This window comes from Actinomadura sp. WMMA1423 (genome assembly GCF_006547145.1).
Lineage (GTDB): Bacteria > Actinomycetota > Actinomycetes > Streptosporangiales > Streptosporangiaceae > Spirillospora.
This window is the reverse complement of record NZ_CP041244.1, coordinates 1,055,261-1,080,006: the sequence shown is the minus strand read 5'-3', so window position 1 is coordinate 1,080,006 and position 24,746 is coordinate 1,055,261. Positions and strand designations below refer to the sequence as shown.

Below are 24,746 nucleotides of genomic sequence, written 5' to 3'. Positions count from 1 at the left end.
CACCGCCGCCCCGCCTCCGGCCGGGGCTACCCGGGGTGGGGGTCTCGTGCGGCGGCGCGGCGGGCCTCGGTGGCGGCCCTGCGGGCCTCCCTCGCGGCCTCCTCCGCGCGGGCGCGGTTCTGCTCGGCGCGCTCCGCCCTCCTGGAGGCGGCGTCGCGCTCGGCGATCGCCCGGTCCAGTTCGCGACGCAGGTGCCCGACCCTGGCCGAGGCCTCCTCGGCCTCGCCTCTGGCCGCCTCCGCGCGCTCCTCGCGTTCGGCCAGCTTGTCCTCGGCCTGCTCCGCGCGCTTGCGCAGCGCCTCCGCGCGCTTGGCGCGGGCCGCGCTGGTGCGCGACACGTTCGACTTCGCCGGTTCCTTCCTCTTCTCGGGCTGCGGCTCCTTCTCGGCAGCCTCCTTCTCGGCGGGCTCCTTTTCGGCGGGCGCCCGCCTGGCGGGCTTCGCCTTCGGTCTCGCGCGTTCCCCGCGGTCCGAGGGCGCCGCCGGGAAGCCGGCGGGGACGAAGCCGGAGTGGCTGCGCGGCTGCGGCAGCCGTCCCCGCCGGACCTCCTCGGCGACGTCGGCGTCCACCGTGGCGGCCTGGAGGGTGTCCTCCACCTCGCGGACGGCCTGCTCCCGCAGGGAGTTGCCCGCGTCCGCGGCGAGCTCGCCCGCGGTGCGCACCAGCGACCCGACGAGCCTGGCGCGGCGCTGCTCCAGGTCCCCGAGGCCGCGGCCGGAGCCCCAGGCCGCCCGCATGCGCTCGCCGACGTCCAGCAGGTCGGCGAGGTCGCCGGCGGCCGAGCGCGCCAGCAGGTTCACCGCCCACGCCGAGAGCGTGGGGCGCCGCAGCGCCCCGATCCGCTTCGCGAGCGCGGCGTCGCCCTCCGCCTTCGCCTCGCGGGCCAGGCGCTTGCGGGTCTCCACGAAGTCGGCGGGCGGGACGCCGTACAGGTCGTCGGCCGCGCTGGAGAAGTCCACGTCCGATCTCTACCCGCGCCGGATCCGCGCGCATCGGGGTGGACGGGGCGGGTTCCGGCTGCCATACTCGGCCACGAGTATTCGCCTGCGAGGAGGGGTGTGATGGCCAAGCGGCGCAAGGTGGGCAACCTGCTGGGGCTCGCCGTGCTGTCGACGGTCTCCGCCAAACCGATGCACCCGTACGAGATGGCCTGCCTGATGCGCGCCCGTGGGAAGGACCGCGACATGCCCATCAAGTGGGGGTCGCTCTATACCGTGGTCGGCAATCTGGAGAAGCACGGATTCCTGGCCGTCGAGGGGAGCTCCCGGCAGGGGGCGCGGCCCGAGCGCACCGTCTACCGCATCACCGACGCGGGCCGGGAGGAGCTGGCCGACTGGGTCCGGGAACTGGTCGGGGTCCCCGAGCGGGAGCGGCCCCGGTTCGAGGCGGGGCTGTCGGTGCTCAGCGTGCTCGGCCCGGACGAGGCGGAGCGCCTGCTGCGCGCCCGCCTCGCCGCGACGGAGCGGGAGATCGCCGAGGACCTGGCCGGCCTGGAGGCGGTGAGCGAGGTGCCCCGCCTCTTCCTGCTCGAGGCCGAGTACGACCTCGCGATGCGGCGCGCCGAGGCGGAGTGGGTGCGCGGCCTCCTCGCCGAGATCGAGCAGGGCACGCTGCCGGACCTCGGGACATGGCGGGCCTTCCACGAGACCGGCGAGTTGCCGCCCGAGATCGCGGAGCTGGCTGAGAGGGGAGCCCCGAAGGACTAGCGAGCGAGAAGGCCCGGCGGCGGTGCTGCAACACCGCCGCCGGGCCGCACCACCGAGAACCCGCGCGGAGCGGGCCCTGGCGGCGTCACGCGACACCAGCCTATCCGGGGCCCTTCGTGCGGCACGTTTCCTGGCACGGAGGAGAACATGGCGCATGCCGTCGAGGCCGAGGGCCTCGTGAAGAACTATCCCGGCGACGTCCGGGCCCTGGACGGGCTGTCCGTCACGGTCGGGCGGGGCGAGATCCTCGGGCTGCTCGGCCCCAACGGGGCGGGCAAGTCCACCACCGTCAAGATCCTCACCACGCTGGTCAGGCCGGACGCGGGCGCCGCGTCCGTGGCCGGGCACGACGTGCTGCGCCGGCCCGACCGGGTCCGGCGCGTCATCGGCGTGGTGTCGCAGCGGTCCGGCGCCGACCCCGAGGCGAGCGGCCGCGACAACCTCGTCCTGCAGGGCCGCCTCTACGGGATGGGCGGCGCGCAGGTGCGGCGGCGCGCGGCCGAGCTGCTCGCCCGGTTCGGGCTGGAGGACGCGGCGGGCAGGCCGGTGAAGACCTACTCGGGCGGGATGCGGCGGCGGCTCGACGTCGCGCTCGGCCTCGTCCACCGGCCGCAGGTGCTGTTCCTGGACGAGCCCACCACCGGCCTCGACCCGGAGGCCCGCGCGTCGATGTGGGCGGAGATCGCACGGCTCGCGGGCGACGACGCGCTCGCGATCCTGCTGACCACCCACTACCTGGACGAGGCCGACCGGCTCGCGGGCCGCCTCGCCATCGTCGACCGGGGCCGCGTCGTGGTCGAGGGCACCCCCGACTCGCTCAAGGGGGAGCTGCGGGGCGACGCCGTCCACGTGGAGTGGGGGGAGCCCCCGCCCGAGCCGCTGGTGCGGGAGGCGCTGGACCGCCTGCCCGGCGTGCGCGAGGTGGTCCTGGACGGGTCGCGCCTCAGCGCCCGCGCGGGCGACGGCGCGGCGGCCGTGCCGGCGGTCCTCGCCGCCCTCGACCAGGCGGGCGTCCCCGCCGCGGCGGCGACGGTCGCGCGCCCCTCGCTGGACGACGTCTACCTGCGCTACGCCGGCCGCCGGTTCGCCCAGGCGCACGGCGCCGACCACGCCGAGGCCCTCACCGCCGGAAGTGTCCGATGACCGCCCTGGTGACCGGGACCTGGTGGATGACGCACCGGCGGCTGTCCGCGCTCGTGCGCAACCCGGCCGTCGTCGTCCTGACGCTGGCGCAGCCGATGATCTGGCTGTTCCTGTTCGGCCAGCTCTTCAAGCGGGTGGTCGAGCTGCCCGGCTTCGGCGCGCAGTCCTACCTGGACTACATCGTGCCCGGCGTGGTGGTCATGAACGCGGTGTCGCTGAACTCCTTCGCCGGGATGGCGACCATGGACGAGATCGAGCGGGGCACCCTCAACCGGTTCCTGGTCACGCCGGTCCGGCGCGGCGCCATCGCCAACGCCGGAGTCGTCGAGCAGGCCCTCAGCACGGCGTTCCAGTCCATCGTGATCATCGCGCTGGGACGATTGGCGGGCGCGCACTACCCCGGCGGCCTCGCGGGCCTGGCGGTGCTGGTCGCGGCGTCGGTGCTGATCGGCGTCGTCCTCGCCGCGCTGTCCAACACGCTCGCGCTGCTCCTGCGCGACCGCAACACGATCATCGGCCTGAACGTGATGCTGCTGCTGCCGCTGACGTTCCTGTCGTCGGCGTTCATGGCCGAGGGCCTGATGCCGTCCTGGATGCGGCACGTCGCGGCCGGCAACCCGGTGAGCTGGGCCCTGGAGGCGGGGCGCGGCGCGCTCGCCGAGGATCCCGCCTGGGGGAGCGTCGCCGCGCACGGCGGCTGGCTGCTCGCGCTGACGGCGGCCTCGGTCGGGCTCGCCGTCCACTCGCTGCGGAGCTACCAGAAGTCCCAGTGACCGGAGCCTGGCGGGCGCCCCGGCGCGCGGACGCGCCGGGACGCCCGCCGGGCCTACCGGGTGTCGAGGAAGCGGTCCAGGACGCGGGTCCCGAAGGCGAGACCGTCCAGCGGGACCCGCTCGTCCACGCCGTGGAACATCCCGAAGTAGTCGAGCTCGGGGCCGAGCAGCAGCGGCGCGAAGCCGAAGCTGGTGATCCCGATGCGGTGGAACGACTTCGCGTCGGTCCCCCCGGCCATCACGTAGGGGACGGGACGGGCGAGCGGGTCCTCGGCGCGGAGCGCGCCCGAGAGCGCGGCGAACGTCGGGCCCGCCGGGTCGGCGGCCGGGGCCTCCTCGTGGTTGATGAACTCGCGGGTCACCTTCGGGCCGAGCAGCCGGTCGACCGTGGCGAGGAACTCCTCACCCGTCCCGGGCAGGTAGCGGCCGTCGACCTGCGCGGTCGCCACGCCCGGCACGACGTTGACCTTGTAGCCCGCGTCGAGCCGGGTCGGGTTGGCCGAGTTGCGGATCGTCCCGGCGAACAGGTGCCCGGCGCGGCCGAGCCGGGCCGCCTCCTCGTCGAGGCGGTCGTGGTCGATGGTGGTGCCGAGGGCGCCCGCCAGGCCGTCGAGCAGCGCACGGACGCCCGGCGTCAGCCGGGCGGGCCACGCGTGGGCGGCGAGCCGCGACACGGCGTGCGCGATCTCGGCGACCGCGTTGTCGGGCGCGGGCTTGGAGCCGTGCCCGGCGGTGCCGCGCGCCGTCAGCCGCATCCAGGCCGTGCCCCGCTCGCCCGTCGCGATCGGGTAGATCCGCGTCCCGCCGGCGTCCACGCTGAACCCGCCGGACTCGCTGATCGCCTCCGTGCAGCCCTCGAAGTACCCGCGGTGCTCGCGCGCCACGTGGCGGGAGCCGTACTCGCCGGTGCACTCCTCGTCGGCCAGGAAGGCGAGGACCAGGTCGCCGCGCGTGCGCCGCCCCTCGCGCAGCCGCGCCCGCACGGTCGCGAGCGTCATCGCGAGGCTGCCCTTCATGTCGACGGCGCCGCGCCCCCACACGCACCCGTCCCGCACCTCGCCGGAGAACGGCGGAACGGTCCAGTCCGCCGGATCGGCGGGGACCACGTCCAGGTGCCCGTGGACGAGGAACGCCGGATGGGACGGGTCGGTGCCGGGGATCCGGGCGAGCACGCTCGCGCGCCCGGGCGCCGACTCGACGATCGTCGCCTCGACGCCGACCTCGTCCAGCAGGGCGGCGACGTGCTCGGCCGCCGGCCGTTCCGGCTCGGCCACGCCCTCGCCCCGGTTCACGGTGGCGAACCTGATCAGGTCCGCGCAGATCGCCGCGGCCTCGGCGCCGGCCGCGCCGGCGCCGGTCCCCTCCACCGTCCCGCCGGCCGTCCCGCCCGCCTGATCGAAGTCCACCACGGCCTCAGTATCCCCTTTTGCAACGAAGCTTCGTTTTGTTCTCTCGCTGACCAGTGTCAACTGATGATCAAGAAAGTCTCGATCCGGTTTCGACTCCGTCAGCGCCGTACCCAAGCCGTCAGAGTGAGTACGACGCTGCGATCCAGGCACGGCGGGCGGCCAAGCGTCCGCGCGACGAAAGACAGCGCCGAGGAGGAGCATGACCATCCTGAGGGGTGCCGGAAGAGGTCTCCGCCTGAACGCCGCGGGTCTCGCGGCGGTGGCGCTGGCCGCCTCGCTCGGCCTTTCGGCCTGCGGCGGCGGCGACGCCGAGGCGGGCGACGGCACGTTCACCGTGGGCCACTCCGAGCCGGACCACCTGCTTCCCGCCAACACGACCGGCAGCTACGCCTTCGACGTGATCACCGAGATGTTCGACAACCTGATGGACCTGACCAAGGACGGCAAGGCCGTCCCGCTGGCGGCCGAGTCGGTGACCTCGGACGACCAGAAGGTCTGGACGATCAAGGTCAGGGCGGGGCAGAAGTTCCACAACGGGGAGCCGGTGACGGCGCAGAGCTTCGCCGACGCGTGGAACAACGCCGCGTACGGGCCGAACGCGATGGGCGCCAACGACTACTTCTCGTACATCAAGGGGTACGAGGACATGAACCCCGAGGACGAGAAGGCCAAGCCGAAGGCCGACACGCTCTCCGGGGTCGAGGTCGTCGACCAGAACACGCTCAAGGTCACGCTCAACGACCCGTTCAGCCAGTTCCCGCTTCTGCTGACCTACCCGGCGTACGCTCCGATGCCGAAGGCCGGGCTCAAGGACGCCAAGGCCTTCGACGACCACCCGATCGGCAACGGCCCCTACATGATGGACGGGAACTGGAAGCGCAACGGCCCCATCAAGCTCGTCGCGTTCCCCGGCTACACCGGGGCGCGCAAGCCGAAGAACAAGGGCGTGACCTGGAAGAGCTACTCCAGCGCGGAGACCGCCTACACCGACCTGCGGGCGGGCCGGATCGACGTGCTGCAGACCATCCCGTCCGCCAAGGTGCCCGAGGCCAAGCGGCTCCTGGGCGACCGGTTCCTCGCCCGCAAGATGAGCACGACCGACTACCTGGGCTTCCCGGTGTTCGACAAGCGGTTCGCCAACCCCGACCTCCGCAAGGCCATCTCGATGGCCATCGACCGCCAGGGCGTCAACAAGGCCGTCTACAACGGCAGCTACTTCCCCGCCGACTCGCTGGTGCCGTCCATCATCCCCGGCCACCGCGCGAACGCCTGCGGTGAGCTGTGCACCTACGACCCCGCCAAGGCCAAGCAGCTGTTCGACAAGGCCGGCGGGTTCTCCGGGACGCTGGAGCTGTACTTCTCCAACGCGCAGCCGACCTACGCCCAGTGGATGCGGATCGTCGCCAACTCGCTGCGCGACAACCTCGGCATCAAGGACATCCAGTTCCGGCAGGTCCCGGCCTCCGACTACTTCTCCCTGCTGGGCGACCGCAAGGAGAAGGGCCCGTACCGGCAGAACTGGGAGGCCGACTACCCGAGCCCGCAGAACTACCTGGAGAACATGTGGGGTTCGGCGGGCAACCGCATGGGATGGGAGAACAAGGAGTTCGACGACCTCATCTCCAAGGCCAACAAGGCGTCCGACCAGCAGCAGGCCTTCGCGCTCTACAACCAGGCCGAGGACATCGCCATCCGTGAGATGCCGATGATCCCGCTCTGGACGTGGGCCGGCGAGGGCGGCCGCTCCAAGAGGGTCGACAACGTGACGATCACCCCGTTCTCCTCGGGCCTGGTCGCCACCGAAGTGACGGTGAAGTAGCCGGCTATGTGGCGCTACGTCCTCCGGCGGCTCCTGCAGGCGGTCCCCGTCTTCATCGGCACCACGCTGCTCATCTACGCGATGGTGTTCGCGCTGCCGGGCGACCCGATCCAGGCGCTCGCCGGGGACAAGCCGGTCCCGGACAACGTCCTCGCGACGCTCCGCGACCGCTACAACCTGGACGACCCCCTGCTGGTGCAGTACGCCAAGTACATGTGGGGCCTCCTGCAGGGGGACCTCGGCGAGAACTACACCGGCCAGAGCGTGTCGGAGATGCTCAGCGGCCGCTGGGTGGTGACGGCGCAGCTCGCCCTCACCGCCTGGATCTTCGAGCTGGCGGTCGGGATCCTGCTCGGCGTCTGGGCGGGCCTGCGCCGCGGCAGGCTCGCCGACACCCTGGTCCTCAGCGGGACCACGCTGGTCATCGCGGTGCCGGTGTTCGTGCTCGGGTACGCGGCGCAGCTCCTGTTCGGGCTGCACTGGCAGATCTTCCCCACGGCCGGGACGGACGACGGCTGGCCGATGAGCTACCTGCTGCCCGGGATGGTGCTCGGCTCGCTCGGCCTGTCGTACGTGGCGCGGCTGACCCGGACGAGCCTGTCGGAGAACCTGCGGGCCGACTACGTGCGCACCGCGAACGCCAAGGGGCTCTCGCGGGCGCGGGTGGTCGGCCGGCACGCCCTGCGCAACTCGCTGATCCCGGTGGTGACCTATCTCGGCGTCGACTTCGGGAACATGATGGCCGGCGCGGTCGTGACCGAGGGCATCTTCAACCTGCCGGGCATCGGGGGGCAGGTGTTCGAGTCGATCCAGCTGAAGGAGGGCCCCGTCGTGGTCGGCGCGGTCACCCTGCTGGTGCTGATCTTCCTGCTGGTCAACCTGGTCGTGGACCTGCTGTACGGGGTGCTCGACCCGCGGATCAGGTACGAGTGAGGAGCGCATGACCATCAAGCAGCCGGACGCCGGGGCGCCGGGCGCCGAGCCGGAGCCGCCGCCCGGCGCCGGCGCCCCGGGGACGAGCGCCGCCGCGGTCGCCGTCGCCGGCGGGGAGATCGGCCGGGCGTCGCTGTGGGACGACGCGTGGCACGAGCTGCGGCGGCGCTGGCTCTTCTGGTGCTCGGTGGCGGTGCTCGCGCTCGTGACGGTCATGGCCGCGGCGCCGCGGCTGTTCACCGCCACGGGGGTCAACGAGGGCTGCGATCCCAACCGGGCCAAGCTCGGGCCGTCCGGCGAGCACTGGTTCGGCACCGACCTCGCGGGCTGCGACTACTACGCGCACGTCGTGCACGGCGCCCGCCCGACGCTGCTGATCGGCGTCGCCGTCACCGTGTTCGCGCTGCTGATCGCCCTGCTGTTCGGGCTGCTCGCCGGGTACTACGGCGGCCTCGTCGACGCGCTGATCGCCCGGCTGACCGACATCTTCTTCGGGCTGCCGTTCGTGCTCGGCGCCACCGTGATCCTGGTCGCCTTCCCCTCGCACGGGGTGTGGGCGATGACGCTGGTGCTGGTCCTGCTCGGCTGGACGACGATGATCCGCATCATGCGGGGGCAGGTCATCTCCGTCCGCGACGCCGACTACGTGCAGGCGGCGCGGCTGCTCGGCGCGTCCGACCGGCGGATCATGGTCCGGCACATCCTGCCGAACGCGATCGCCCCGGTGATCGTGGTGGCCACCCTCAACGTCGGCCACGTGATCGTGGGCGAGGCGACGCTGGACTTCCTCGGCGTCGGCCTGCAGTACCCGGAGGTCTCCTGGGGGCTCCAGCTCAACCAGGCGAAGGACGCCTTCGTCGACCACCCCCATCTGCTGATCTTCCCCGCGGTGTTCCTGTCGGCGACGGTGCTGAGCTTCCTGCTGCTCGGCGACGCCGTCCGCGACGCCCTCGACCCGAAGCTGCGGTGAGCCGAGACATGACCACGGACCTGAAGGACGACCCGGCCCCCGCCCGCGAGCCCGAGGCGCCGCTCCTGAGTGTCGAGGACCTGCACGTCCGGTTCCGCGTCCGGGACCAGGACGTGCACGCCGTGAACGGGCTCTCCTACACCCTCGCCGAGGGGGAGACGCTCGCCATCCTCGGCGAGTCGGGGTCGGGCAAGAGCGTCGCGGCGCAGGCCGTCATGGGCATCCTCGACGTCCCGCCCGCGCGCGTCGAGCGCGGGTCGGTGCGGCTGCGCGGCGAGGAGCTGCTCGGCATGCCCGAGCGGCGCCGCCGCGCCTACCGCGGCGACCGCATCTCCATGATCTTCCAGGACGCGCTGACCGCGCTGAACCCCGTCTTCACGGTCGGCGACCAGCTCCGCGAGATGTTCCGGGTGCACCGCGGGCTCGGCCGCGGGGAGTCCAGGGCGAAGGCCGTGGAGCTGATGGAGCGGGTGCGGATCCCCTCGGCCGCCGAGCGGCTCGGCGACTACCCGCACCAGTTCTCCGGCGGCATGCGGCAGCGCATCATGATCGCGATGGCGCTGGCGCTGGAACCGGACGTCCTCATCGCCGACGAGCCGACCACCGCGCTCGACGTGACCGTGCAGGCGCAGATCATGCGCCTGCTGGCCGGGCTGCAGGACGAGCTGCGCATGGGCATGGTGCTGATCACCCACGATCTCGGCGTCGTCGCCGGCGTCGCCGACCGGATCGTCGTCATGTACGCCGGGTCGGTCGCCGAGCAGGCGCCCGCGAGGGAGCTGTACGCGCGGCCCGCCCACCCCTACACCCGGGGCCTGCTGGCGTCGGTGCCGCGCCTCGACCGGCGCGGCGCCCCGCTCGTCCCGATCAAGGGCTCGCCGCCGAACCCGGCCGCGCTCCCGCCGGGCTGCCCGTTCCAGCCGCGCTGCCCCCGCGCCGAGGCGCTGTGCGCGGCGGAGCGGCCGCCGCTCGTCACCGTCGCGCCGGGCCACGAGGCCGCCTGCCACTTCGCCGAGGAGGTGCACCGTGCCGGAGCCGAGTGAGGATCCGATCCTGCGGGTGGAGGGGCTCGTCAAGCACTACCCCGTGACCCGCGGCGTCGTCGTCAAGCGCGCGGTCGGGCAGGTCAGGGCCGTCGACGGGGTCGACCTGGAGCTGCGCCGAGGCGAGACCCTCGGGGTCGTGGGCGAGTCCGGTTGCGGGAAGTCGACGCTGGCCAAGCTCCTGCTCGCGGCCGAGCGCCCCACCGCCGGGACGGTCCGCTTCGACGGCCGCGACATCTTCGCGCTGCCGAAGCCGGAACTGCGCGCGCTGCGCCGCCGCGTCCAGATGGTGATGCAGGACCCCTACTCCTCGCTCAATCCGCGGATGACGGTCGGCGACATCGTGGGGGAGCCGTTCGCCGTCCACACCGAGGTGGCGCCGAAGGGCGATCGGCGCAGGCGCGTCCAGGAACTGCTGGAGCTCGTCGGCCTGGACCCCGCCCACGTCAGCCGCTACCCGCACCAGTTCTCCGGCGGGCAGCGCCAGCGCGTCGGCATCGCCCGCGCCCTGGCGCTGCGGCCCGACGTCATCGTGTGCGACGAGCCGGTCTCGGCGCTGGACGTGTCCGTCCAGGCGCAGGTGATGAACCTGCTCGCCGAACTGCAGCGCGAACTCGGCCTGGCGTACGTGTTCATCGCGCACGACCTGGCGGCCGTCCGCCACATCTCCGACCGGATCGCCGTCATGTACCTGGGCAAGGTCGTGGAGACCGGCGACGAGGCCCAGATCTACGAGCATCCGACCCACCCGTACACGCAGGCGCTGCTGTCGGCCGTCCCGGTGCCCGACCCGGACGCGCCCGGCTGGACCGAGCAGATCCGGCTGGAGGGGGAGCCGCCGTCGCCGCTGGACCCGCCGTCCGGCTGCCGCTTCCGCACCCGCTGCTGGAAGGCGCGGGACGTCTGCGCCGAGCGGGAGCCCGCCCTGGAGGAGCGGGACGGCTCCGCCCACCCGAGCGCCTGCCACTTCGCGGCGGAGGCCGCCCTGACGGACCTGACGGAGCAGGCCTGAGGTGCCGGGGGCGTCGCGGGCGCTGATCCGTAGGCTGGGGGCCATGGCACGCAAGGGCAGGCACGGTCCCTCTCCGCGAACCTACGAGATCGCCGGCGGGGAGGCCGAGCTGCTGCGCGACGCCGACCGCGACGGCGGCTGGATGCTGCTCGTCGACGGCGTCCCCCAGTCGTACGTGGACCTGTCCGACCCCACCTACCTCGACTTCGAGTACATGCGGCTGATGGGCGACGTGGTCGACTCGCTCGGCCTGGCAGGGGAGGCGTTCGACGCGGTCCACATCGGCGGCGCCGGGTGCACGCTGCCCCGCTACATCGCCGCGACCCGGCCGGGCTCGCGGCAGGTCGTCCTGGAGCCGGACGCGGAGCTGGTGCAGGTAGTCCGGGAGCGGCTGCCGGTGAAGGGCATCCCCGGCCTGCGGATCCGGATCACCGACGGGCGGTCGGGGATCGCGGCGCTCGCGGACGAGGCCGACGACCTGGTCGTGATGGACGCCTTCGCCGGGGCCTCGATGCCCCCCGACCTCGCGACCCGCGAGTTCGTCCTGGACGCCGCGCGGGTGCTGCGGCCCGGAGGCGTCTACCTGGCCAACGTCGCCGACGGGTTCCGGCTGCCGTTCGCCCGCCGGGTGGCCGCGACGGTCCGGTCGGTGTTCCGGCACGCGCTGCTGATGGGCGACCCGGGCGTGCTGCGGGGCCGCCGCTTCGGGAACCTGATCGTCGCCGCGTCCCGGGAGCCGCTGCCGGTGGCCGAGCTGACGCGCCGCGCCGCGGGCGGCGCCGTGCGCGCCCGGGTCCTGGAGGGCGGCGACCTCGCCGCGTTCTGCGCCGGAGCCGCGCCGCTGCGCGACGGCGAGGAGATCGTCGCGCCCGTCCCGCCGCCGCAGGTCTTCGGGAAGTCCTGACCCCCCGTCCGCGGCTCTCCCGCATCGCATGACCGACCAAGGAGGAAGACCATGATCCTCGTGACCGGGGCGAGCGGCACGCTCGGCCGGCCCGTCACCCGCAGACTGGCCGAGGCGGGCGCTGACGTGCACGCCCTCAGCCGCCGCGCGAGGGAACCGGAGTCCGGGGTCATCTGGCACCGGGGCGACCTCGTGACCGGTGAGGGCATCGAGGACGCCATCGCCGGAGTCGAGACGATCGTGCACTGCGCCAGCGACCCGCTGCGCGCCAAGCGGGACCTGACGGCCGCGCGGAGGCTGATCGGCGCCGCGCGCGGACAGGGCGCGCCGCACCTGGTCTATATCTCGATCGTCGGCGTGGACAAGATCCCTTACCGGTATTACCGGATCAAGCACGCCGTGGAGCGGATGATCGAGGATTCCGGCCTGCCGTACACGATCCTGCGCGCGACCCAGTTCCACACGCTGCCGGACGCGGTCTTCAACGCGCTCACCAAGGTCCCCGGGCTGATGCTGCTGCCGGGCGGGCTGCGGGACCAGCCCGTCGACGCCGGCGAGGTCGCCGAGCGGCTCGCCGACCTGGCGCTGGGCGCCGGGCCCGAGCGGAGGGTCGGCGACATGGGCGGTCCGGAGGTGCTCACGGTCGAGGAGATGATGCGCGACTACCTGGAGGCGCGGGGGCTGCGGCGCCCCGTCCGGGTGCCGGTCCCGTTCCCCGGTCGCGCCGGCCGGGGCTTCCGGGAGGGCCATCACCTGGCGCCGGACCGCGCGGTGGGGAAGCGGACGTGGCGCCAGTTCCTGGACGAGACCCATACGCATCGGTAAGGGACGGATTCCCCTCCCGTATCGGTCTCATCGGGCCGCGCCATGTCCCATAATCGAGCGATGGAGTCGTCCACCCGAATTCTCATTCTCGGCATGGATTCGTCGGGGAGAATTCTCCAGTTCGACCGCAATGCCGCTGCGGTTCTGCACCCGAAAGCGAACGGCCTGCTGGGCGCCCTGCTGGACGAGGTGATCCCCGGTGCGCACAGGCCGCTGCTGGAGGCGCTGAAGGCCGGACGGGAGCGCACCGCCATGCTCGCCGTCGAGACGCCGGTCGGCGGCACGCTCGACGCGGTCGTGACCGTCCATCCGATGAACGGCGGCGTGCCGGAGATCGCCGCGCTCGCCGTCGTGCGGGTGCCGGTGCCGCTGGCGGACCGGTTCGTCGACCCGGCCGTCATCCGGCGCGCGCTGCTGGACGACGCGCTCCCGCGGATCGGCTCCACGCTCGACCTGGAAATGCTGGCGCGCGGGCTGATGGACGTGCTCGTCCCGCACTTCTGCAATTCCGGCGCACTACTGCTGCTGGAGACCCACATCGACTCCGACGAGGGGCCGGAGGGGCCGGGCGGCCCCCAGCTGCGCCGGATGGCGATCGGGTTCGACGACGAGGACCCGGCCTGGGACGCGACGTTCCCGACCGGTGAGACCCTCGGCTACCCGCAGGGCACCCCGCACGCGCTGTGCCTGGAGTCCGGCGAACCGGTGCTGCGCGCCCTCGGCGGCGAGGGGGCGGCGGGGCTGGCCTCCTCGTGGCGCCGCCCGCCGGTCGCCGAGATGCTCAAGGGCGCGTCGATGCTGCTCCTTCCGATCACCTCGCCGGTGGGCGTCCTCGGCTTCTTCGTCTGCACCCGCAACGTCGCGCACCGCCCGTTCGACGCCTACGACATCGAGATCGGGATGGAGTTCGCCGGCCGGGCGGCCATCTTCATCGAGAGCGCCCGGCAGTACTCGCGCGAGCGGGCGACCGCGCTGACCCTGCAGCGCAGCCTGCTGCCGACCGGGCTCTCGGCGCCGTCGCCGGTGGAGGTGCACCACCGGTACCTGCCGGGCAGCAGGCTCATCGAGGTCGGCGGCGACTGGTACGAGTCGATCGCGCTGCCGGGCGCACGGGTCGCGCTGGTGGTCGGGGACGTGGCCGGGCACGGCGTGAAGGCCGCCGTCACCATGGGGCGCCTCCGCACCGCCATCCACACGCTCGCCGGGCTGGAGCTGCCGCCCGCCGAGGCGCTGGAGCGGCTCGACTCCCTGATGCGCACGCTCGGCGAGCGCGAGCCCCACTTCGCCACCTGCGCCTACGTGGTCTACGACGCGGTGATCGGCCGGTGCGAGGTCGCCAGCGCCGGGCACCTCCCGCCGCTGCTGGCCCCGCCCGGCACGGCCTCGGAGTACCTTCCGGTCCCGCCGGCACCGCCGCTCGGCGTCGGCGGCGAGGGCCCCATCGTCAGCCGCGAGTTCACCGTCGAGGACGGGACGCTGCTGTTCCTCTACACCGACGGCCTGGTGGAGAACCGGGCCCGCGACATCGACGACGGCCTGGCCCGGCTGCGCACCACCTTCGGGCCGGGCGCGGCCGCCCGCCCCCTGGAGGAACTGTGCCAGGCGGCCCTGGACGGCGTCTACGACGACCAGCACCGCGACGACATCGCCATGCTCGTGGCGCGGCTGGCGCGGATCCCGGCCGACCGGCACGCCTCGTGGGAGCTGCCCGCCGAGCCCGCCGCCGTCCGCCGGGCGCGCGGCCTGATCTGCGACCGGCTCACCCGCTGGGGCCTGGAGGACATGGCCTACACCACCACCCTGCTGGCCTCCGAACTCGTCACCAACGCCGTCCGGCACGCCGGAGGCCGCATCGGCCTGCGGCTCGTGCGGGAGGGCGGGCTGGTCTGCGAGGTGTTCGACTCCTCCGACGGGCGCCCCCGCGTCCGCCACCACGAGGACGAGGACGACGCGAGCGAGTCGGGCCGGGGCCTCCAGGTGGTGGGGCGGCTGGCGCAGCGCTGGGGGGTCCGCCGCACCAAGAGCGGCAAGGTCGTGTGGTGCGAGCAGCCGCTGCCGTGAAGGGCGGCTAGCGCCGCACCGAGATGTGGACGTGGTCGTAGTGGTTCTGGGTGATGCTTCCCCGGTCCTCCATCGGCCGCCATCCGCCGCCCCGGACGTTCCAGATGTGCTGCCTCCAGATGACGTAGGAGATCCCGAGGCGCCGCGCGTTCGCGACGGCGTACCGGGCGACCTGGTCGCCGTGCCGCTGGGCGCCGGCGCTCGGCGTCCGGCCGCCGGTGCTCTCCATGAAGTCGCAGGCGCGGCCGTCGCCGTGGTCCTGCGGGTCGCCGGTGGAGCGGTAGCAGCCGATCACCGGGAAGGGGCCGAACATCCGGGCGATCTCCAGCAGGGCGGTCCGCATCGTGGGCGTCATCATGTTGCCGGTGATGGGGGAGCGGTCGCCGGCCGCCCCGTCCGGCCGCCCGGTCACCCGCGGCAGGCTCCGCGGCCGGGCGCCGCGGGTGCTCTCGCGCGCCGCCAGCGTCGCCACCCTCGTGCCGCGCGGGAGGATCCGCTTGAGCCGCTTCGCCAGCGCCGCGGCGTCGGCCTTCGGAGCGCTGATGACCAGGCCGTTCCCGTCCGGCAGTCCGAGGGCGCGGGCCTGCCCGCGCGACACGATCGCGTCGACGTCGCCGATGCCCATCGAGGCGTAGGCGCCGACGCGGACCCGCCCCGGCCGCGTGCTGCGCCCCGCCGGGACCACGGCGCCGAGCGGCAGCGCGCCGTCCCGGCCCTGCTCGAACGACACCGCCAGGCCGCCGGACGCGACGGTCTGCCAGAGCTGGTCGGACCGGGCCGTCGGCTCGGGCGCGAACGCGCGGAACCCCGAGGGGTCGACCCCGAGGACGCCCATGCGGCGGTCCCCGACCCTCGCCTGCGCGGCGTCCACGACGGCGACGCCGGCGACTCCCTTGAGGCGCCTCGCCCGCTCGACGGTCCGGGGCGGCAGCGACGACGTCCCGGCGACCAGCAGGTGGGGGGTGTAGCGGCGGGTCAGCGGCGCGACGGCCGGCGCACGCGGCGCGTCGGCCACCGACACGAGGTTCCCGGCTCGGCGGGGCCTGCCGTCGGCCCGGCCCCGGACGAGCACGGTGACGTCGGCGGCCAGGGTGAGGCCGATGCCGGCCGCGATGACCGCCGAGAGCGCCCTGCCGCTGCGTCGCATCCGTCGCCGTCCCTGTTCCCGTCCTCGCCGCCCGGTCAGTCCCACCAGAACGACCAGTTGGTCTTGCCGCGGATCTCCTCGGCGTACCCGGCGAGGGTGCCGGGCCCCTGGAACAGGATGTCGGGGCAGAACGCCCAGTGCTCGGCCGCCACGTGGACGGCGTGCCGGGTGCTCACGGGCGGCGCGGCGACGCTGAGCTCCAGCGTGTTGAAGCCGAGCGCGACGACGCGGGCGCCGAAGCGGTCCTCCCAGCCGCGCAGGACGGCCGCGAGCGGCGCCGTCCACTCGTTGTGGTTCAGGGCGCCCTGCCAGCCTACGGCGGCGAGCGCGTCGGCGCCGCGGTCCACCGCGACCAGGCCGAGCGACAGGCCGCGGGCGGCGAGGGCGCGGGCGTGCCGGTCGGCCACGGCGCCCGGGTCGTCGACGGGGACGCCGGCGGGCGCCGGGCCGGGGCAGTGCCGCCCGTAGGGGGCGAGGTCGTCGTGGTCGGCGTCGGCCGCCTGCTCGGTCCAGTCCGCCCAGACCTCGTACATGAACGCGTGGGGGTGGTAGTTGCCGATCTCGGCGACCGGCTCGGGTGCGATCTGGCCCGCCGCCCAGGGCTGGTCGGACTCGTCCATGAGCAGGGGCCACAGGCCCGACCGGGCATGCTCGGCGCGGACCCGGGCCCACAGCTCGCCGCGGACGGGCTCGTCGCTCAGCCAGAACGCGGGCCGAAGGAGGTGCTGCCGCTGCGGGTAGCCGGGGTCCGGCCAGACCAGGTCCCCCTCGGGCAGCGGAACCGACAGCGTCCGGCCGGCCGCGCCGTCCCCGGCGCCGCCCTCGAACAGCTGCGGCAGGTCGCCCGGCAGGTGCCGGACCTCCACATCATCCATTTCACGCCGTTCCGGTACAGAGCATGCCAGTGGCGATCGTAACGGCGGCGGGGGCCGCCCGTGGGACGAGCCGTGCGGTTCGGTCGTCCCGGTCGGGCGGCCCGGTCGGGCTCAGGGTTCGCGGCGGCGGCGGACCAGCAGGTCGATCACGACGGCGGCCGCGGCGAGGCCGGTGACGGCGCTGACGGCGATCTGGATCCAGCCGTCGCCGAGGACCGCGTTCGACAGGACGTTGACCGCGACGAGGATGACGATCAGGGTCCAGCGGGTGGAGTTGCTCATGGGAGCGCCTTTCGGGAGGAGGTGGCCTTCAGGAGAGCGAGGGAGGAGTGCGCCGGCGCAGCACCGCGCGCGCCGTGAGCAGGATCGCGGCGGTGCCGGATCCGGCCACGCCGAGGAGGACAGCCGCGCAGGCGAGCGGCGGGACGCTGGGCAGCGGCAGGCCGGTGACGCGGGCCGCGAAGGCCGTCAGCGTCACCGCCGCGATCAGCGTCCCGGCCGCGATGCCGGTGCCGAGGACGATCGCGGCCTCCAGCCGCAGCATCCGCAGGACCTGGCGGCGGGTCGCGCCCACCAGCCGCAGCAGGGCGAACTCGCGGCGGCGCGCCGCCGTCGCCAGTGCCAGCGTCGTGACGAGGCCGATGAGGACGAAGCCGCTGATCGCGGCGACCACCAGCAGGCTGACGAGCCCCTGGAGCCTGACCTCCTGGGAGAGGCCCGCCTGGAACTCGCCGGGCGTGAGGACCCGGGTCCCGGCGTAGGCGGCGGTGACCGGTCCGAGGTCCGCCCGTCCGCGGACGAGGACGTGGTCGTCGAGCGGTGAGGAGGAGTGCGCGGCCACGAGGTCGCGGGGGAGGAGAACGTCGCCGAAGCCGAGGCCCCGGTCGTAGATGGCCACGACGCGGGCGCGGATCCGCGTCCCGTCGCCGAGCCACAGCGGCGCCGTGGAGCCGACGCCCAGACCCCCGGCGACGTCCCGGCTGAGCGCGACGGCGTCGCCGCGCAGGTCGCCGAGCCTGCCGGCGGACACGCCCGGGTCCAGCGTCTCCGCGGCGCCCGCGCCGACGCCGCTGCCGTTCAGCGAGCGCAGGTTCTTCTCGCCCAGCTCCTTGACCGCCATGACGACGGTCGTGCGCTTGACCGGCGTCGCGGCCGTCACACCGGGGAGGCGGCGCACCGCCTCCGCGACGCCGCCCGGCAGGCCGGGGCCCGCCGCCGCGACGATCCGGTCGGCGCGGTTCCCCTCCCGCGCCTGCGTCCGCGCCGCGTGGGCGACGGTGGACTGCGCGAAGAGCTGGACGCCCGCGAACGCGACCGCCAGGGCCACCGGGGTGATCAGCGATCCGGCGCGCAGGGCGGCGGAGCCGGCGGCGTGCTGGGCCATCCGCCCCGCCACCGGCGAGACGGCCCGGGCCGCCCGGCCCAGCACCCGGTTCCCGAGCCGCGCCACCAGGGGCCCGAGGAAGGCGGTGGCGACGATCAGCGAGATGACCAGGCCGCCGATCGAGACGCTCGCGGCGGGGCCGGTGGCGCCGGCGGAGAACCCGAGCGCGTTCAGCCCGACGACGAGGAAGGCGGCGCCGGTGACGACGCGCCAGCGGGGCAGGCGCGGGTTCTCGGCGGCGGCCTCGCCGAGCGCCTCCACGGGCCGGATCCGCGACACGCGCAGCGAGGCGAGGAGGGCGGTCGCGGTCGCGGCGAGGAGCGTGGCCGCGACCGCCGCGAGCACGGGCAGCGGGCCGAGCGACAGCCCGAAGCCCTTTGGCAGGACGCCCTCGCGGACCATCGCGGCGTGCAGCGCGGCGCCCGCCCCGAGAGACGCCGCGCCACCGGCCAGCGCCGCCGGGGCGCCCACCCGCAGCGTCTCGCGCAGCAGGCGCCCCCGCACCTGGCCCGGCGTCGCGCCGACCGCCCGCAGGAGGGCGAACTCGCGCGCCCGCTCCCGCACCGACAGCACGACGAGACCGCCGACGACCACGAGCGCGGTCATCGCCGCGACGCCGCCGAAGGAGGCGGACAGCTCCACGACGTCGGGCCGGGCGGCGGCGACGGCCGGGTCCTCGGCGTCGCCGCGCGCCGCTCCGGCGGAGACGGCGAGTCCGGGCACCGCCGCGCGGAGGGCGTCCTCGTCGGGGTCGCCGAGCACCGCGAGGGCGTCGGCGAGGCCCGGGCGGCCGTCCAGGGCCGCGGCCGTCGCCGTGGTGAAGAACGCCGCCGGGGGGCCCTCGGCGACGAGGCCGGACACCCGGTAGGCGCGGGGCGGGCCGTCGGCCTGGATCCGCACCACGGCCCCGGGCGCGATGCCCGGCGCCCGGCTCAGCACGACCTCGTCCGGCGCCTGCGGGGCGCGGCCCGCGCTCAGCCTGTAGGGCCGCAGCGCCGCCGACTCCCATCCGTGCCCCGTCACCGGCGCTCCCGAGGGGAGCAGCGCGGGGAACGCCACGTCCGCGACGACGTCCCGCACGCCCGGGACGGCCCGCAGCCTCTCGGCCGCCGCGATCGGGACGGGGGCGCGATCGGTCAGCGGGCGGCTCTGCTCCTCCGGCTCGTCAGCGAACCTGCCCATCCTGTCGGTGACGGTCCGGGGCCCGGTCACGACCGGGCCCCGGCGCCGAACCGGTCGACCGGCGCGTGCGCCCGGAGCGCCGACTCGAGCAGCACACCGCACGCTCCGAGGAGAACCGCCGCGAAGGCCAGCGCGACGAAGATCCCCGCGGACACCCCCCGGGGCGCGCCCGTCTCCCGGCTCCTCACAGCGACTCCCAGCGGGACGTGACGGCGGACGCGGTCGGGGCCGCCAGCTCGTCGACGATGCGGCCGCGGCTGAGGAACAGCACCGAGTCGGCCCAGGCCGCGGCCGTCGGGTCGTGGGTGACCAGGACGACCGTCTGGCCGGTCAGGTCGGCGGCCTCGCGCAGCATCCGCAGGACGTCGCGGGCGGTGCGCGGGTCGAGGGCCCCGGTCGGCTCGTCGGCGAAGACGACCTCCGGGCGGGTGATCAGCGCGCGGGCGAGGGCGGCGCGCTGCTGCTGCCCGCCCGACAGCTCCGACGGGCGGTGCCGGAGCCGGTCCGCGAGGCCCGTCCGCCGGACGATCTCCTCCAGCCGGGCCGCATCGGGCTCGGCGCCGCCGAGCCGCAGCGGGAGCGTGATGTTCTGCTCGACGTCCATGGACGGGATCAGGTTGAACGCCTGGAACACGAACCCGATCCGCTCGCGGCGCAGCCGCGTCCGCTCCGCCTCGCCGAGCCGGCCGAGGTCCACGCCCCCGATCCGGACCGTGCCGCCGCTCGGGCGGTCGAGTCCGGACGCGCAGTGCAGGAACGTGCTCTTGCCCGACCCCGACGGCCCCATCACCGCGGTGAACCCGCCGCGGCGGAACGTCCAGGTGATGCCGTCCAGGGCCCGCACGGCCCCGTAGGTCTTGGTGACCGCGTCCAGGCCCACCGCCTCGGCGGTCGCCTCGGCCGTCATCGTGGTCATGGTTCCCCTCCGTGGGATAGCGCCTCTCACCTGGAAGAACCTAGGTTCCGCGGGGGTCCGGGCACATGGGCGCGGACCCCCGAAACGGTGGTGTAGCGGGCTACACCACCGGCCTGGGTGCGGGCCCTGATGCGGGGGGCGCGGGCGTCGCTTACGGTGTGCGGCGAGGCGGCATCGAGGTGACATGAACAGAGCCCTGAGACGAAGCGCGGAGGCGACCGGCGAGCTGGTCGGAGCCCTGCGCACCGGCCTGCCCGCGATGGCCGGCATCGTCCCGCTCGTGGCGGCGCTGGCCCTGTCCCCCGTCCTGCTGCCGTGGCTGCCGTCGGCCGTGAAACCCCTGCGGGCGCTCGCGAACGCCGAACGGCGCCGCGCCGGGCGCGTGCTCGGCCGCGAGATCCCCGAGCCGTACCGGCCGCCGTCGGGCGAGGGGCTCGGCGAGGCGCGCCGCCTGCTGCGCTCGCCCTCCACCTGGAGGGACGCGGCCTGGATGGCGGCGCACGGGCTCACCGCCCTGGTCGCGGCGGCGGTGGCGGTCTCGGTGTGGCCGGCCATCCCGTTCACGCTCTCGCTGCCGCTGTGGTGGTGGGCGGCGCCCGAGGGCTCCCAGGCGGCGTTCATCACCCTGGACAGCTGGCCCAAGGCCCTGACGATGCCGTTCCTGCAGGGGGCCTTCGACCTGGGCGTCCTGCTGTGGCTGGTGCCGAGGCTCCTTCGGTGGCAGGCCGGGCTCGCCGAGGCCCTGCTCGGGCCCACCCGGCGCACCAGCCTCGCCGAGCGGGTCGAGGAGCTGACCGAGACCCGCGCCGAGGCCCTGGAGGCCCACGGCGCCGAGCTGCGCCGCATCGAGCGCGACCTGCACGACGGGACCCAGGCCCAGCTCGTCTCCGCCGCCCTGCGGCTCGGGCTCGCCGACCGCCGCTTCGAGACCGACCCGGACGCGGCGCGCACGCTGTTCCTGGAGGCCAGGGAGGGCGTCGAGGAGGCCCTCACGCAGCTGCGGACGGTGATCCGCGGCATCTACCCGCCGATCCTGTCCGACCGCGGCCTGGCGGGGGCGCTGCGGGCGCTCGCCGCCGGGCATCCGATCCCCGTCGAGCTGCGCGTCGAGGACGGCCGGGCCCCCGCCGCCGTCGAGGCCGCCGCCTACTTCGTCGTGGCCGAGGCCCTCACCAACGTCGCCAAGCACAGCGGCGCCCGGCACGCCGAGGTCGCGCTGCGCCGCGAACCCGCCCGCCTCGTGATCATCGTGCGGGATGATGGCAGGGGCGGGGCCGATCCGGACCGGGGCAGCGGCCTCGCGGGCATCCGCCGCCGGGTGGCGGCGCTCGACGGGACGACCCGCCTGGACAGCCCCGAAGGGGAAGGGACGACGCTTCAGGTGGAGCTGCCGTGCGGATCGTGATCGCGGAGGACAGCGTCCTGCTCCGCGAGGGCCTCGCCATGCTGCTGGACGCGGGCGGCCACGAGGTGGTCGCCGCCGCGGGCACCGGCCCGGACGTGCTGCCCGCCCTGCTGGAGCACCGCCCCGACGCCGCCGTCCTCGACGTCCGGCTGCCGCCCGGGTTCCGCGACGAGGGGCTGCGCGCGGCGATCGAGGCCCGCAGGCGGCTGCCGGGCCTGCCGGTGCTGGTCCTGTCGCAGTACGTCGAGCAGACCTACGCCGCCGAGCTGCTCGCGGGCGGCGCCGGCGGCGTCGGCTACCTGCTCAAGGACCGGGTCGGCCGCGTCGACGAGTTCCTGGACGCGCTGGCCCGCGTCGCCGCCGGGGGCACCGCCCTCGACCCCGAGGTGGTCTCCCAGCTGATGGCCTCCCGGCAGGACCCGCTCCAGGCCCTCACGCCCCGCGAGTGCGAGGTGCTCGGGCTGATGGCGCAGGGCCTGGACAACGCCACTATCGCCGAGACCCTCGTCATCACCGAGCGGTCGGTGAGCAAGCACATCGGCGCGGTGTTCGCCAAGCTCGGCCTCCCGCCCACCGACAGCGGGCACCGCCGCGTGCTCGCCGTCCTGGCCTACCTGAACGCGTGAGGGTCCGCCGGGGCGCCCGGGCGCTCCTTCTGGACGGCGGCTCGCTGGTCCTCCTGCGCCGCACCGTCCCCGGCCGCCCCCTCTACTGGACGACTCCTGGCGGCAAGATCGAGCCGACCGACGCCTCACCGGAGGCCGCGCTGCGCCGCGAGCTGGACGAGGAGCTGGGTGCGACCGCCGGGCCCGTCCGGCAGGTCTTCGCCTGCGCCGAGCAGAGCCCCGAGGCGCACCGCCTCAACACCTTCTACGTCTGCCGCCTGGTGGCGATGGACCTCTCGCGCCGGCACGGCCCCGAGTTCGACGATCCCGCGAACGGTCGCTACGACGTCGACCGCGTCCCCTGCGCCCCGGCCGCCCTCGGGCGGCTCCGCCTCGTCCCCGAGATGCTGGCCGCCTACCTGCGTGACCACGCCGCCGACCTCCCGGACCTCGTCCCCTAGCGGGGTCGGGCCACCGGCGCGATGAGGTCGGCCGGCTCCGGAGTGGGAACGGCGCGTCGTCCAGGCGGCTCCGACCGCCCGGCCGGGGGCGGACCGGCCGGGTATGGCGGGGGCGTGATAGCGGCGGGCGGGGAAGGTATTTGATCGCGCCCCGGGCGGACGGGAGGCTGGTCCCGGAGGGTGGAGGTGCGACGGTGAGCGATCTGGACGACTGGCCGGGCAGCGGGCTGAGCGACGAGGAACTGGACGTCGCCTACAACGTGCGCGGGAAGGCCGGGCCCGAGCTGTTCGACCGGCACATGGCCCGGTACCGGGCCATGTCGGAGGCGGCCGTCGAGGACCTGCCCGGGCGGCCGGGAATCGTCTACGACGAGGCGAGCGGGGAGCGGCTCGACGTCTGGGGCACCGGCGGGGAGCCGAGACCGGTGTTCGTCTTCCTGCACGGCGGCTACTGGATGGCGCTCTCGCGGGACGTGTCGTCGTTCATGGCGAGGGCGCTGCACGAGCAGGGCATCGCGACCGTGGTGCCCGACTACACGCTCGCGCCGCAGGCGACGCTGGAGGAGATCGTCCGGCAGGTGCGGACGGCCGTGGCCTGGGTGTACCGGCACGGTCGCGAGCACGGCCTCGACCCGGACCGCATCGTGGTCGGGGGCAGCTCGGCGGGCGGGCACCTGACCGGGATGACGATGGTCGGCGGATGGCAGGAGCCGCTCGGGCTGCCCGCCGACGTCGTCAAGGCGGCGATGCCGGTCAGCGGGCTGTTCGACATCCGGCCGATCACCCGCACCTACGTCAACGAGACCGTCCGGCTGGACCTGGAGCGGGCGGCGGCGCTAAGCCCGGCGCTGCTGCCGGCGCCGTACCGCTGCCCCGCGGTCCTCGTCGTCGCCGAGCAGGACGGGGAGGGGTTCCTCGCGCAGTCCCGGATGTTCCATCCGCGCTGGGACGCCGGGGACCTGATGATCGTCCCGGACCGCGACCACTTCGACGTGGTCCTCGACCTCGCGGATCCGGACTCCGCGATCGGCCGGGCCCTGGTCGACCTGGTCCGCGCGGTGTGATCAGCCGGCCGTGATCTCGGCGGCCGCACCGCGGAGATGGTCGAGCATCAGCCGGGCCGACGGCGTCGGGGCGCGGTGCGCGGGGAGCGTGACGCCCACCTGGCGGCGGACGGTCTCCAGCGGCACCGGGAGCGGCGCGATGTCGGCGTCGGTCCGCGCGACCAGCTCGGGGAGGGCGGCGATCATGTCGGTGTCCCGGACGAGGGTGCGGACGGTCAGCACCGACGTGCACTCGACCAGGTTGCCGGGCGGTTCCAGGCCCTCGGCGCGGAAGACCTGCTCCAGCTCCGACCGCAGTGCCGTCCGTTCCAACGGCAGCACCCAGGGGTAGGCGAGCAGGTCGGCGAGGCCGAGGCTCGGAACGGAGCGCGCGGGATGGCCGCGGCGGGCGACGAGCCGGACGGGTTCGCCGTAGAGGGTGATCTGGCGCAGGCCGCGCAGGTCGACGATCGGGTTGAGGCGGCCGAGGATCAGATCGATCTCACCGTCGAGCAGGCGGGGGACCTGCGCGTCGAAGGTGGCCTCCTGGACGATCACGGTGATTCCGGGACGGTCGCGCTTCAGCGCCGCGATCGCGCGGGGGAGCAGAACGTTGGAGCCGGCGAGCAGGGTGCCGATCGTGACCGTGCCGACCGCCCCGTCGGCCAGGCCGCTGATGCGCTCGCCCGCGCGGCGGAGCTCGGCCAGGACGGCGCGGGCGTGCTCGACGAACACCTCGCCGAACATCGTCGGGGTCATGCCGCGCGGGCCGCGGGTGAACAGCTCGACGCCGAGGACGCCCTCCACCTCGCGCAGGCTGCGCGTCACCGCGGGCTGCGCGAGCCGCAGGTGCTCGGCGGCCCGCAGGACGCTGCCGTGGTCGGCGACGGCGACCACGAGCACCAGGTGCCGCAGTTTCAGCCTTCCGTTGAGCAGGTCGATCGCGCGCATGCCGCTTTGGTATCACAGCTCGGACATAATTAGTGGCCCGCGGGTCACCGTTCAGCTATGTCCGACGAGGTGAGCTCTGCCCCGCCCCGTGGCCGTTGACATACCCGTTCAGTCATACCGGGCGGGGGGTTTGGTATTTGTCAGGCATAGCTTCGCTGGCAGATGATCGAGGGTGTCGA

General features: G+C 74.5%; 24 protein-coding genes. 15 read left to right on the top strand and 9 right to left on the bottom strand.

Annotated elements, in window-relative coordinates:
* Positions 1-26 precede the first annotated feature (26 nt).
* Complete coding sequence (locus tag FKD65_RS05365; RefSeq protein ID WP_141576427.1) at positions 27-959, bottom strand: hypothetical protein; 933 nt, start codon at positions 957-959, stop codon at positions 27-29.
* A 102-nt stretch (positions 960-1,061) separates the two neighbouring features.
* Between FKD65_RS05365 and FKD65_RS05360 the strand changes: the two genes are divergently transcribed.
* The 3 genes from FKD65_RS05360 (at position 1,062) to FKD65_RS05350 (ending at position 3,622) form a co-directional block, all read left to right on the top strand.
* A complete protein-coding gene (locus tag FKD65_RS05360; RefSeq protein ID WP_141576426.1) occupies positions 1,062-1,706 on the top strand; it encodes a PadR family transcriptional regulator in 645 nt (214 codons plus the stop codon).
* A gap of 147 nt (positions 1,707-1,853) precedes the next feature.
* Positions 1,854-2,849, top strand: a complete 996-nt coding sequence (locus FKD65_RS05355; protein WP_141576425.1) for an ATP-binding cassette domain-containing protein — start codon at positions 1,854-1,856, stop codon at positions 2,847-2,849.
* Positions 2,846-3,622: an ABC transporter permease gene (locus tag FKD65_RS05350; protein ID WP_141576424.1), complete on the top strand. Its 777-nt coding sequence runs from the start codon at positions 2,846-2,848 to the stop codon at positions 3,620-3,622. The genes FKD65_RS05355 and FKD65_RS05350 overlap by 4 nt, the downstream gene beginning before the upstream one ends.
* Positions 3,623-3,675: 53 nt before the next feature.
* On the opposite strand, the gene FKD65_RS05345 is transcribed toward FKD65_RS05350, so the two are convergent.
* The gene (locus tag FKD65_RS05345; RefSeq protein ID WP_302931614.1) at positions 3,676-4,989 is read right to left on the bottom strand and encodes a M20/M25/M40 family metallo-hydrolase; all 1,314 of its coding nucleotides are present in this window, start codon (positions 4,987-4,989) and stop codon (positions 3,676-3,678) included.
* 241 nt (positions 4,990-5,230) lie between these two features.
* On the opposite strand from FKD65_RS05345, the gene FKD65_RS05340 reads away from it, so the two are divergent.
* From FKD65_RS05340 to FKD65_RS05305, 8 genes are all read left to right on the top strand, one after another.
* Positions 5,231-6,850: an ABC transporter substrate-binding protein gene (locus FKD65_RS05340; RefSeq protein WP_141576422.1), complete on the top strand. Its 1,620-nt coding sequence runs from the start codon at positions 5,231-5,233 to the stop codon at positions 6,848-6,850.
* A gap of 6 nt (positions 6,851-6,856) precedes the next feature.
* On the top strand, positions 6,857-7,783 hold the full coding sequence (locus FKD65_RS05335; RefSeq protein WP_141576421.1) for an ABC transporter permease: 927 nt from the start codon (positions 6,857-6,859) through the stop codon (positions 7,781-7,783).
* Positions 7,784-7,790: 7 nt separating this feature from the next.
* On the top strand, positions 7,791-8,753 hold the full coding sequence (locus FKD65_RS05330; protein ID WP_141576420.1) for an ABC transporter permease: 963 nt from the start codon (positions 7,791-7,793) through the stop codon (positions 8,751-8,753).
* A gap of 8 nt (positions 8,754-8,761) precedes the next feature.
* On the top strand, positions 8,762-9,796 hold the full coding sequence (locus FKD65_RS05325) for an ABC transporter ATP-binding protein (RefSeq protein ID WP_141576419.1): 1,035 nt from the start codon (positions 8,762-8,764) through the stop codon (positions 9,794-9,796).
* On the top strand, positions 9,780-10,808 hold the full coding sequence (locus FKD65_RS05320) for an ABC transporter ATP-binding protein (RefSeq protein ID WP_141576418.1): 1,029 nt from the start codon (positions 9,780-9,782) through the stop codon (positions 10,806-10,808). The genes FKD65_RS05325 and FKD65_RS05320 overlap by 17 nt, the downstream gene beginning before the upstream one ends.
* Before the next feature lie 43 nt (positions 10,809-10,851).
* Positions 10,852-11,712 carry a spermidine synthase gene (locus tag FKD65_RS05315; protein WP_141576417.1) on the top strand — a complete coding sequence of 287 codons (861 nt, stop codon included), beginning with the start codon at positions 10,852-10,854 and terminating at the stop codon, positions 11,710-11,712.
* A 51-nt stretch (positions 11,713-11,763) separates the two neighbouring features.
* Positions 11,764-12,537 (top strand): SDR family oxidoreductase, encoded by a 774-nt coding sequence (locus tag FKD65_RS05310; RefSeq protein WP_141576416.1) that lies wholly within the window; start codon positions 11,764-11,766, stop codon positions 12,535-12,537.
* Between the two features lie 93 nt (positions 12,538-12,630).
* Complete coding sequence (locus FKD65_RS05305; protein WP_141576415.1) at positions 12,631-14,598, top strand: ATP-binding SpoIIE family protein phosphatase; 1,968 nt, start codon at positions 12,631-12,633, stop codon at positions 14,596-14,598.
* A 7-nt stretch (positions 14,599-14,605) separates the two neighbouring features.
* Here FKD65_RS05305 and FKD65_RS05300 read toward each other — a convergent pair whose 3' ends face one another.
* The 6 genes from FKD65_RS05300 to FKD65_RS05285 all read right to left on the bottom strand — a co-directional run bounded on the left by FKD65_RS05300 (position 14,606) and on the right by FKD65_RS05285 (position 20,102).
* Positions 14,606-15,745 (bottom strand): hypothetical protein, encoded by a 1,140-nt coding sequence (locus tag FKD65_RS05300; RefSeq protein WP_141576414.1) that lies wholly within the window; start codon positions 15,743-15,745, stop codon positions 14,606-14,608.
* Between the two features lie 35 nt (positions 15,746-15,780).
* Entirely contained in the window at positions 15,781-16,620 is an 840-nt protein-coding gene (locus FKD65_RS05295; RefSeq protein ID WP_141576413.1) for a DUF4253 domain-containing protein, read from the bottom strand.
* Positions 16,621-16,731: 111 nt separating this feature from the next.
* Positions 16,732-16,902, bottom strand: coding sequence for a hypothetical protein (locus FKD65_RS44045; RefSeq protein WP_168220955.1), 171 nt, complete (start codon positions 16,900-16,902; stop codon positions 16,732-16,734).
* A 28-nt stretch (positions 16,903-16,930) separates the two neighbouring features.
* Positions 16,931-19,186 carry an ABC transporter permease gene (locus FKD65_RS05290; protein WP_141576412.1) on the bottom strand — a complete coding sequence of 752 codons (2,256 nt, stop codon included), beginning with the start codon at positions 19,184-19,186 and terminating at the stop codon, positions 16,931-16,933.
* 26 nt (positions 19,187-19,212) lie between these two features.
* Positions 19,213-19,374 (bottom strand): hypothetical protein, encoded by a 162-nt coding sequence (locus FKD65_RS44040; protein WP_168220954.1) that lies wholly within the window; start codon positions 19,372-19,374, stop codon positions 19,213-19,215.
* A complete protein-coding gene (locus FKD65_RS05285) occupies positions 19,371-20,102 on the bottom strand; it encodes an ABC transporter ATP-binding protein (protein WP_205718549.1) in 732 nt (243 codons plus the stop codon). Before FKD65_RS05285 ends, FKD65_RS44040 begins: the two co-directional genes overlap by 4 nt.
* A 184-nt stretch (positions 20,103-20,286) precedes the next feature.
* Here FKD65_RS05285 and FKD65_RS44770 point away from each other — a divergent pair, with 184 nt between their 5' ends.
* The 4 genes from FKD65_RS44770 (at position 20,287) to FKD65_RS05265 (ending at position 23,637) form a co-directional block, all read left to right on the top strand.
* Entirely contained in the window at positions 20,287-21,507 is a 1,221-nt protein-coding gene (locus FKD65_RS44770) for a sensor histidine kinase (protein ID WP_141576411.1), read from the top strand.
* On the top strand, positions 21,495-22,133 hold the full coding sequence (locus tag FKD65_RS44765) for a response regulator transcription factor (RefSeq protein WP_141576410.1): 639 nt from the start codon (positions 21,495-21,497) through the stop codon (positions 22,131-22,133). Before FKD65_RS44770 ends, FKD65_RS44765 begins: the two co-directional genes overlap by 13 nt.
* Positions 22,130-22,573, top strand: a complete 444-nt coding sequence (locus FKD65_RS44760) for an NUDIX domain-containing protein (RefSeq protein ID WP_141576409.1) — start codon at positions 22,130-22,132, stop codon at positions 22,571-22,573. The genes FKD65_RS44765 and FKD65_RS44760 overlap by 4 nt, the downstream gene beginning before the upstream one ends.
* Before the next feature lie 194 nt (positions 22,574-22,767).
* Complete coding sequence (locus FKD65_RS05265) at positions 22,768-23,637, top strand: alpha/beta hydrolase (protein ID WP_240809974.1); 870 nt, start codon at positions 22,768-22,770, stop codon at positions 23,635-23,637.
* On the opposite strand, the gene FKD65_RS05260 is transcribed toward FKD65_RS05265, so the two are convergent.
* Positions 23,638-24,567 carry a LysR substrate-binding domain-containing protein gene (locus FKD65_RS05260; protein ID WP_141576408.1) on the bottom strand — a complete coding sequence of 310 codons (930 nt, stop codon included), beginning with the start codon at positions 24,565-24,567 and terminating at the stop codon, positions 23,638-23,640.
* Positions 24,568-24,746: the final 179 nt, after the last annotated feature.

Bases quoted from the DNA above. Each gene is read 5' to 3' on its own strand.
- FKD65_RS05260 (WP_141576408.1), bottom strand. From the start codon at position 24,567: ATGCGCGCGATCGACCTGCTCAACGGAAGGCTGAAACTGCGGCACCTG.
- FKD65_RS05355 (WP_141576425.1), top strand. From the start codon at position 1,854: ATGGCGCATGCCGTCGAGGCCGAGGGCCTCGTGAAGAACTATCCCGGC.
- FKD65_RS05340 (WP_141576422.1), top strand. From the start codon at position 5,231: ATGACCATCCTGAGGGGTGCCGGAAGAGGTCTCCGCCTGAACGCCGCG.
- FKD65_RS05300 (WP_141576414.1), bottom strand. From the start codon at position 15,745: ATGCGACGCAGCGGCAGGGCGCTCTCGGCGGTCATCGCGGCCGGCATC.
- FKD65_RS44770 (WP_141576411.1), top strand. From the start codon at position 20,287: ATGAACAGAGCCCTGAGACGAAGCGCGGAGGCGACCGGCGAGCTGGTC.
- FKD65_RS05315 (WP_141576417.1), top strand. From the start codon at position 10,852: ATGGCACGCAAGGGCAGGCACGGTCCCTCTCCGCGAACCTACGAGATC.
- FKD65_RS05360 (WP_141576426.1), top strand. From the start codon at position 1,062: ATGGCCAAGCGGCGCAAGGTGGGCAACCTGCTGGGGCTCGCCGTGCTG.
- FKD65_RS05285 (WP_205718549.1), bottom strand. From the start codon at position 20,102: ATGACCACGATGACGGCCGAGGCGACCGCCGAGGCGGTGGGCCTGGAC.
- FKD65_RS44045 (WP_168220955.1), bottom strand. From the start codon at position 16,902: ATGAGCAACTCCACCCGCTGGACCCTGATCGTCATCCTCGTCGCGGTC.
- FKD65_RS05295 (WP_141576413.1), bottom strand. From the start codon at position 16,620: ATGGATGATGTGGAGGTCCGGCACCTGCCGGGCGACCTGCCGCAGCTG.
- FKD65_RS05305 (WP_141576415.1), top strand. From the start codon at position 12,631: ATGGATTCGTCGGGGAGAATTCTCCAGTTCGACCGCAATGCCGCTGCG.
- FKD65_RS05350 (WP_141576424.1), top strand. From the start codon at position 2,846: ATGACCGCCCTGGTGACCGGGACCTGGTGGATGACGCACCGGCGGCTG.
- FKD65_RS05335 (WP_141576421.1), top strand. From the start codon at position 6,857: ATGTGGCGCTACGTCCTCCGGCGGCTCCTGCAGGCGGTCCCCGTCTTC.
- FKD65_RS05325 (WP_141576419.1), top strand. From the start codon at position 8,762: ATGACCACGGACCTGAAGGACGACCCGGCCCCCGCCCGCGAGCCCGAG.
- FKD65_RS05310 (WP_141576416.1), top strand. From the start codon at position 11,764: ATGATCCTCGTGACCGGGGCGAGCGGCACGCTCGGCCGGCCCGTCACC.
- FKD65_RS05290 (WP_141576412.1), bottom strand. From the start codon at position 19,186: ATGGGCAGGTTCGCTGACGAGCCGGAGGAGCAGAGCCGCCCGCTGACC.
- FKD65_RS05330 (WP_141576420.1), top strand. From the start codon at position 7,791: ATGACCATCAAGCAGCCGGACGCCGGGGCGCCGGGCGCCGAGCCGGAG.